Raw genomic sequence first — 6,309 nt, 5'->3', positions numbered from 1 at the left:
TTCCCACGCGTTACTCACCCGTCTGCCACTCCCCTTGCGGGGCGTTCGACTTGCATGTGTTAAGCCTGCCGCCAGCGTTCGTTCTGAGCCAGGATCAAACTCTCAAGTTTGAAATCTGACTTGTGTCGCTAGATGCACGTTTGCATGATTGACGAGAACTCACACTATTCTCAGCAACCGAAGTTGCGAGAACAATATGTCTTCTCTTAGAAAACGTGCACCCATCGAAGTCTTTTTAACTTCCACCGGAATTGCTTCCAGCTTCAGTTCGCAAGAACCTCGCCGTCCACGTTTCTCTTTCTTCCATCTTCACAATTTCAAAGAGCTGACCTCACTGCCCTCGCGGGCTAGGACGTCATTGGAAGCGTTGGCTTCCACATTCTTTCAGGGAACAGGAGTTTCTGTCCGGTTGCCCGGCAGATCGTCTGCCCTTTCAGAAAACGTTGAACAGTGGGAGCGAAGTTCGCTCGGCGTCGTCAACGTGGCGGGTTGTAGTCGAGACGTTTTCGTCTGTCAACACCCTAATTTCGATTTCCGTTTCTTACCGAATTTCGAAAAACTGAACTCTCTAATTTCTTAGTGATTTCAGTGGCTTGCTGCTCGTTCGGGCCGTTGCCGGCGCCGCGGTCTGCAGCGATGAGCCGGGTTATAGGGGCGGCTGATTTTCCTGTAAACCCCCCAAAACGACAAAAGCGTCATTTTCCGAATTTGGGTGATTTGGCCATGTGGAAAACTCGACTGAATCACCAGTGATTACGGGCCTCTCCCGCCGCTGCACCCGATACTGGATTTTTCGCAGTCTTTTCAGTGGCTCCCGGGTCCGGCCTCCTCCGCGGGGAGAACGTCCTCCACCAGCTGCTCGAGTTTGATAGGAACCAGCCTGTCGTGCAGCAGTCCCTGGTTCTGCAGCATCACGATGCCATGCAGCGACGCCCATATTCTCAAGGCAACCCGCTGCGCACGCTGCTGGTCGGTCAGGCCTGTCGCATCCACCAGCAGGGCGAAACTGCCGCTTGCCGTCGCCTGCAGCGCCACGCCATCCCGCGCCTGGGGAAGAATGTGCGAGGCGAACATCGCCTTATAGAGACCGGGATGATCGAGACCGAAGCGCAGATAGGCTTGGGCCATGCGCGACAGCGCCTGGTGGCCCGTGGCCCGCTTCGGCGCCGCCTTGAGGGTCGCAGCGAATAGCGTGAACCCCTCTGTCACCACTTCGGTCAGCAGCGCGTCGCGATCTGCGAAGTGCCGGTAGGGCGCCGGCTGCGATACTCCCAGCGCCTTGGCGATTGCCGAAAGGCTCAGCGTCTCGATCCCGCCGCGCTCCACCTCCGCCATGGCCGCTTCCACCAGCGCCCGGCGCAGATCGCCATGGTGATAGGTGTTGCCGGGCTTGCTTTGCGACATTGGCTGTTCCTGGAAACGGGAGGCTTGACTCGATGTTATACCCAATGACAATGTAATAGCTAATAACATTGAGGGTCGAAGCGATGTCATCACTGTGGTCTTGGGTCCGGCGCGTGCCGTGGACGCTATGGACAATCCTGAGCGTGGGCGTTGCGCTCTTCTCCTATCGCTATGTCGTCGGCATCGGCCCCTTCCCCGAGGAGATCACCGGCAACCTGCTCGCCTTCCCCTGGCTACCACTCCATGCCGCGGCGGCTTCGACGGCCCTGCTGGTGGCGCCACTGCAGTTCATCGCTGCGCTGCGCAACCGCAACCCGCGCGTCCATCGCATCATCGGCCGTCTCTATGTTGCGGCATGCCTAATTGGTGGCTTCACCGGCCTGCCTTTGGCATGGGGCGCCACGGCCGGGCCGATAGCCACCGCCGGATTCGGCATTCTGGCCATCCTCTGGCTGTGGACGACCACCATGGCCTGGCGCCTCGCCGTCGCGCGCCGCATCGTCGAGCATCGCCGCTGGATGGTCCGTTCCGTCGCCCTCACCGCCGCCGGTATCATGCTGCGCATCTATCTCGGCATCATGCTGACCCTGCCCATCGAGTTCGACGAAGGCTACCGCGTCATCGCCTTCCTCTGCTGGGTCCCCAATATCGTACTCGCCGAACTCTATCTTCGCCGCCGTCGCCCTGCCGTGGTGGCCTTGGCATAGACAGGCCGAGAGGAGGAGCCCGACGCCTGCACCTCCGCCCGCAGTTTCGCCGCATTTTTTTTGGATCAGGAGAGCTGATTGATATAGACTCCGCGCACGCATGTAAGCGCGTGCCTGCGTAGAGGCCGGCAACTGCCGGCTGGGGGGACTGTCGTGACACATCAAAGGATGGGGCGTTGAACGCAGCGCAGAGAAACCGTCATACCGCGCTGCTCAAGTCTACCGGCTTCGAAGACAGTCCAGCTCTGACAGTACAGTCGACCGATGGCGAGATTCCCCATGGCCGCGAACTGAGCTTTGCCTGGCTGACCGGCACGGTGATGACGGGCCTTACCAGCGTGCTGCTGATGGGTGCGGCGCTTTATGTTTCCTTCCAGGGCCAGGACACCTTCTCCACCGCCTATGAAGCCCTGCAGATTTCCCGCCCGAAAACCGAAGCGCTGACCCCGACCGATCTGTCGGCCAAGTCGTCCCGCCTGCGCCCGGTGACCGCCACCCGCTCCGACCTCGAGATCATCGAAGCCTCGATCCGCGAGACGGTCGATGGCCGCGACATGATCCGCAACCAGCCTTTCGTGCGCATTCGCGCCACCCTGGCCACGGCGCCGACCTCGCTTTCCGATGGTGTGCCTGCCTACGACCCGGTGGCCATTCTCAACGCCACCCAGCCCATCGAGACCAGTGCCGACGCCATCGACATCAATACCGATGTCTATGGGGCAGAAGTGGAAGGCGAAGTCGCCGTCCGGCTGGCTGCCATGCCGATGACCTTCGTGCCCCCGCGCGCCATTACCGATCAGACCGCCGCCGAATATGTGCGCAGCGTGGTCGAGGCCACCTTCTATAGTGACGATACTGCGCCCACCCTCGCCTATGCCGCTCTGGGTCCATCGGTGCGCGACCTCGGCCTGTCCGATGGCACCACTCTGGGTGGCGTCGCCGAGAATGTGACGGTCGTGCCCAAGACCGTTTTGGCGGCCGATGCCGCACTCGGTCGCTCCGAGCGCATCCTCACCGTCAAGGAGCGTACGCCGCTCAATGATGTGATGCGCCGCAACGGCTTTACCGATGCCATGATCGCGGCCATCGACGCGACTCTGCAGAACGTCTTCCCCTCCACCGAGCTGCCGACCGGTGCGCGCCTCCGTATCCTGTTCGGGCCCTCGCGCACCTCCAACACACTCATTCCCTATCGCCTGAGCATTTACCTGCATGACGACGCCAACGACATCGTCGTGCATCGCGCCACCGTGGCGCTCACCGACAAGGGCCAATACGTGCTGGGCCTCGCCCCGGCCGAGATCGAATTCCCCGAGGAAGATACCGAAGAGGTCAACGTCGCCAATCTTCCCAGCGTCTACCGCTCCATCTGGGAAACCGGCCGCAAGCATGACCTCGACGATGCCACCATCGAGCGCATCATCGGCATGTATGCCTATGACGTGGACATGACCAAGAAGATCGCCGCCGGCGATTCCATCGAGATCCTGAAATCCGTCCCCGATGCCGAGGGCCGCACCGAGCTGCTCTATGTCGGGCTGACGCTCGGCAGCACCACCCGCCAGCTCTACCGCTTTGGCACCGATGATGGGGTCATCGACTTCTATGATCCCGATGGCGAAACCGGAAAGCGCTTCCTCACCCGCCGGCCGCTCGAAGGCGGCGGCACGCTGCGTTCGCGCTTCGGCTACCGCATCCATCCCATATTCAAGAGCCGGCGCCTGCATACCGGCGTCGATCTGGCGGCCCGTACCGGCACGCCGATCTACGCCGCCGGCGATGGCGTCATCCAGTATTACAAATGGCAGTCCGGCTACGGCAACAAGGTCGAGATCCAGCACGTCAACGGCTACGAAACCGTCTATGGCCACATGTCGCGCTATGTCGATGGCCTGGGAGCCGGCAGCCATGTTCGCCAGGGCCAGATCATCGGCTATGTCGGCTCCACCGGCCAGTCCACCGGCCCGCATCTGCATTTCGAGATCATGATCAACGGCAATCTGGTCGATCCTCTCAGCGTCAAGCTGCCCAAGGACAATATACTGCCCCAGCAGTATGAAGCCGAGTTCGCCCAGACCATGGCCCAGATCAACGACCTGATGACCCGCGATCCGGCCCCGGTTACTGTGGCCCAGGCGAGCCAATAGGCTCGCGGGCAAACAACCCCTTGCGCTCCAGCGTCAGCCAGGCGACCGCTGCCGAAACGAGGCTCAACCCGGCGGTGATATAGCAGACCGCTGCAAACGCCGCGTCGGTCGCCCCCATCCGCAGCGCCTCCTGCCCTTCGGTCAGTCCGTCCGTCCGCATCCCGAAAAAGATCGGCAGTTCCGCTGCCTCACCCAGCCCGCGCTCGAATACCGTCGCGACAATCGCCCCCAGCATTGCCACGGCGACCAGCCCGGCCACCCTTGCCACCGCATTGTTGACCCCCGAGGCAACGCCCGTATCGCCATCCTCCACCGAGGTCATCACCGCCGTCGACAGCGGCGATACCACCAGCCCCATGCCCAGCCCGAGCAGCCCGATGCAGGGCACGACCGCCAGCCACACCGAATGCAGCGGCGCGATAACCCCTAGGCCCGCAAAGGCCAGGGCCACGATCAGCGAACCTGCCGTGATCAACGGTCCCGGCCCCAGCTGATCAGCCCACTTGCCGCTGAACGACGACAGTGCCGTCAAAATTATCCCCAGGGGCAACAAGGAGAGCGATACTGTGGCCGGGGTTTCACCCCAGCCCCCAATCATGGTCATGGGCAGGAAGAACATGATGCCGGCAAGGGCAAAGTACAGCGCGAAGGTGAGGCCATTGGCGCCCGAGAAACCGACATTGGCAAACAGCCGCAGGGGGAGCATCGGTGCGTTGCTGCGCCATTCCCAGAGCACGAACGCCACCGCCAGAACCAGCCCGGCGCCACACCAGGCCATGGTATGCGACAGCGGTGGAACGCTCTCGCTGCCGTCTCCGGTCAGGCCATAGGCAATGAACATCAATGCCAGCGTCGCCAGCACCGCGCCGATCACATCGAGCCGCCGCCCTTCTTCCGGCCTGTCAGGCGCCACCTTGAACCAGAGCAGCGCCAGTGCCGACATGCCCAGCGGCAGGTTGACGGCAAACACCAGGCGCCAGCTCCAGTCCCCCAGCGCGGTCAGCAGGAACCCGCCGATGATCGGTCCGGCGATCGAGGTCAGCGACGAGGCCGCTGCCCAGATGCCTATGGCCCGGCCCCGTTCCTCGCGCGGATAGGCCTTGGCGATGATGGCCAGGCTCCCCGGCACCATGACTGCCGCTCCGCTCCCCTGGATCGCCCGCGCCACCACCAGCACCAGCGGCGTCGGCGACATGGCACAGACGATGGATGCCCCGACAAACGCCACGATGCCCAGCCCGAAGACGGTTCTCAGGCCAAAGCGGTCGCCCGCGGCACCGCCAAGCAGCATCAGCGCAGAGAGGAACAGCAGATAGCCATTGCTCACCCACTGCGCCTCGGCCAGCGTCGCGCCCAGATCTGCCCTGATGGCAGGAATGGCGATCGCGATCACCGAACCGTCGATAAAGCCCATGCTCGACGCCAGAATGGCGGCCACCAGCACGAAGCGGCGGCTCTGCGGGGCGGTAATATCCTGGTCCATGCTGTATCCGGAGCGCTCGTTTCCCGGGCGAGTCTATTCCCGCGCGATCCAGACTGCCATCTCGTTTCCACCCGGCTCGCGGAAGTGGAAGCGCCTGCCGCCTGGAAAATCGAACTGCGCCCTGGTGATCGTGCCCCCGGCCGCCAGCACCCGCTTTTCGGCATCGTCGAGATCGTCGGTCCTGACCACGGCCATCGTGGCCGCGACCTTGTCGGCACCCTGGTCTACGCCGCCGTCGATACCGGCCTGCCCGAGCGCGTCATAGTCGGGGCCGTAGCTGACGATGCCCCAGCCAAAGGCCGCTTGGAAGAAGGCGCTGGTCGCCGCCCGGTTGCTCGTGGGGAATTCGATATAGTCGATCCTGTCACTCATCTGCCTGCTCCTAATGTTCTTTGTTTGTTCTAGATCGATCACTTCCCAGGTGCAAGTCCTTGGCGGCCGACATAGTCTGCTCGTGCGGCTTGGCGCCGCGCAAGTAGCCGACCGATGATGAGGGGAGAGACGTCATGACCTTGCCTTTGCGCGGCCCGCTTGTGGCCTTGCTCGCGGTACTGCTGGGAACGGCCTG

6 protein-coding genes and 1 rRNA gene are annotated in these 6,309 nt (G+C 62.7%); 2 read left to right on the top strand and 5 right to left on the bottom strand.

Annotation, left to right across the window (positions count from 1 at the left end):
• Together V6M52_RS01820 and V6M52_RS01815 are read right to left on the bottom strand one after the other, a co-directional pair.
• A 16S ribosomal RNA gene (locus tag V6M52_RS01820) occupies positions 1 to 110 on the bottom strand; the annotation flags it as partial.
• 694 nt (positions 111 to 804) lie between these two features.
• Positions 805 to 1,404, bottom strand: a complete 600-nt coding sequence (locus V6M52_RS01815; protein ID WP_332698827.1) for a TetR/AcrR family transcriptional regulator — start codon at positions 1,402 to 1,404, stop codon at positions 805 to 807.
• Between the two features lie 143 nt (positions 1,405 to 1,547).
• On the opposite strand from V6M52_RS01815, the gene V6M52_RS01810 reads away from it, so the two are divergent.
• Positions 1,548 to 2,111, top strand: a complete 564-nt coding sequence (locus tag V6M52_RS01810; protein ID WP_332698824.1) for a DUF2306 domain-containing protein — start codon at positions 1,548 to 1,550, stop codon at positions 2,109 to 2,111.
• 176 nt (positions 2,112 to 2,287) lie between these two features.
• Positions 2,288 to 4,258: a M23 family metallopeptidase gene (locus V6M52_RS01805; protein ID WP_332690096.1), complete on the top strand. Its 1,971-nt coding sequence runs from the start codon at positions 2,288 to 2,290 to the stop codon at positions 4,256 to 4,258.
• Here V6M52_RS01805 and V6M52_RS01800 read toward each other — a convergent pair.
• The 3 genes from V6M52_RS01800 to V6M52_RS01790 all read right to left on the bottom strand — a co-directional run.
• Positions 4,233 to 5,741 carry an MFS transporter gene (locus V6M52_RS01800; RefSeq protein ID WP_332698822.1) on the bottom strand — a complete coding sequence of 503 codons (1,509 nt, stop codon included), beginning with the start codon at positions 5,739 to 5,741 and terminating at the stop codon, positions 4,233 to 4,235. The genes V6M52_RS01805 and V6M52_RS01800 overlap by 26 nt on opposite strands.
• A 33-nt stretch (positions 5,742 to 5,774) precedes the next feature.
• The gene (locus V6M52_RS01795) at positions 5,775 to 6,113 is read right to left on the bottom strand and encodes a VOC family protein (RefSeq protein WP_332698819.1); all 339 of its coding nucleotides are present in this window, start codon (positions 6,111 to 6,113) and stop codon (positions 5,775 to 5,777) included.
• 10 nt (positions 6,114 to 6,123) lie between these two features.
• Positions 6,124 to 6,309 (bottom strand): hypothetical protein (locus V6M52_RS01790; protein WP_332698816.1); only part of this gene is annotated, 186 nt, incomplete at its 5' end.

Origin of the sequence: Devosia sp. (assembly GCF_036676215.1) — a bacterium.
Lineage (GTDB): Bacteria > Pseudomonadota > Alphaproteobacteria > Rhizobiales > Devosiaceae > Devosia.
Note: the sequence above shows the minus strand (reverse complement) of the source record. Positions and strands in the feature narration are given on the sequence as shown.